Below are 1493 nucleotides of genomic sequence, written 5' to 3' on the forward strand. Positions count from 1 at the left end.
TGATCTGTGACCCGTATGGTGGACACTTTTAAAAAGTGACCCCTTGCGGGTCATTTGTGTTTTAATCAAAGTAATCAAGAATACACAGAGGGATGTATATATGCGTAAAATGGGAAGTACTTCAAAGATTTTTAACGAACATGAGATAAAACAACTTGAAACTAACTCAAACGTTGCACACGTAACGGAAAAATCCATCACATATGCTACTACCTTTAAGCTAGCGGCTGTTAAAGCATATCAGAATGGTCAATCGCCTTTCGAAATTTTTCGTAATGCTGGATTTGATGTGGATATGATCGGTCGAAAAAAACCAAAGCATTGCTTGAGACGCTGGCGTAATATATATGAGGCTCATGGAGAGGCAGGACTGCTTGAAGAGCGAAGAGGGAAAGGAAGTACAGGTCGAAGGCCTTCCGGAGAATTGTCCGTTGAAGAAAAGCTAAGACGCGCTGAAGCACGTATTAGACTATTGGAGGCTGAGAACGACCTACTAAAAAAGTTAGAGGCGCTCGAAAATCAGAAGAGACAGAGGAAAAGCTGACACCCTCCGAGCGCTATCAGATCATTAACCATGTAATTCGTCATTACGGCTTGCGACGTATCACACGTTACTTGTGTAAGATAGCTCGTGTCAGTTCGAGTGGTTATTATCGCTGGCTAAGAAACGAAGAAGCACGCCAGTTACGTGAGAAATCGGACGAGTATGATCTTTTACTCATCAAGGAGCAATTTGATACCTTGCAAGGAAAGGCTGGGGCTAAAGTAATTAAAATGAGGCTTGAGCGAAGACATGGCATTATCATGAACCACAAGAAAATCCGTAGATTAATGCGCAAATACAAGCTCGTTGCAACAATCCGTCAAGCAAACCCATATCGTAAATTGGCAAAAGCAACGATAGAACACCAAACCTATCCTAATTTATTGAACCGCCAATTTGATCAGGGAGAACCAGAAAAGGTTTTGCTCACCGATATTACCTATATGCACTATGGGAATGGACAATGTGCCTACCTCTCGGTAGTCAAAGATGGGGCAACGAAACAGATCCTGGCTCACCATCTTTCTTCTTCTCTTGCATTACCGTTGGTAGAGAAGACAGTGGACAAGTTGCTCGAGCGTCTAGATGGTAATATTCATCCTGAAGCCATTCTACACTCTGACCAAGGCATGCATTATACCCACCCTAGATTTCGTCTTCTCGTAGCGAAAACAGGATTTAAGCAATCTATGTCCCGTAAGGGAAACTGCTGGGACAATGCTGCTATGGAAACCTTTTTCGGTCATATGAAAGATGAACTGGAGTATAAAAAGTGTACTTCTATTCAAGAACTACGGGCACAAATTGATGAATACATTTCATACTACAACTCAAGTCGGTATCAATGGGGATTAAAGAAAATGACCCCTGATGAATTCAGGAGTCATTTGTTGGCTGCCTAACGCAGTGGCGCTTTTTTAAAATGTCTACAAAAGCGGTTACAGATCAA

At 42.1% G+C, this 1493-nt stretch carries 1 protein-coding gene; it reads left to right on the forward strand.

Annotation, left to right across the window (positions count from 1 at the left end):
* The first annotated feature begins 109 nt into the window (after window positions 1-109).
* Window positions 110-1446 (forward strand): IS3 family transposase gene (locus ACFYU8_RS31445; protein ID WP_390307254.1). Its coding sequence is split into 2 segments (ribosomal slippage): window positions 110-503 and window positions 503-1446, totalling 1338 coding nucleotides; the frame shifts between segments, so codons are not numbered across the junction.
* Window positions 1447-1493: the final 47 nt, after the last annotated feature.

The organism is Brevibacillus sp. NPDC003359 (assembly GCF_042878995.1).
Classification (GTDB): domain Bacteria; phylum Bacillota; class Bacilli; order Brevibacillales; family Brevibacillaceae; genus Brevibacillus.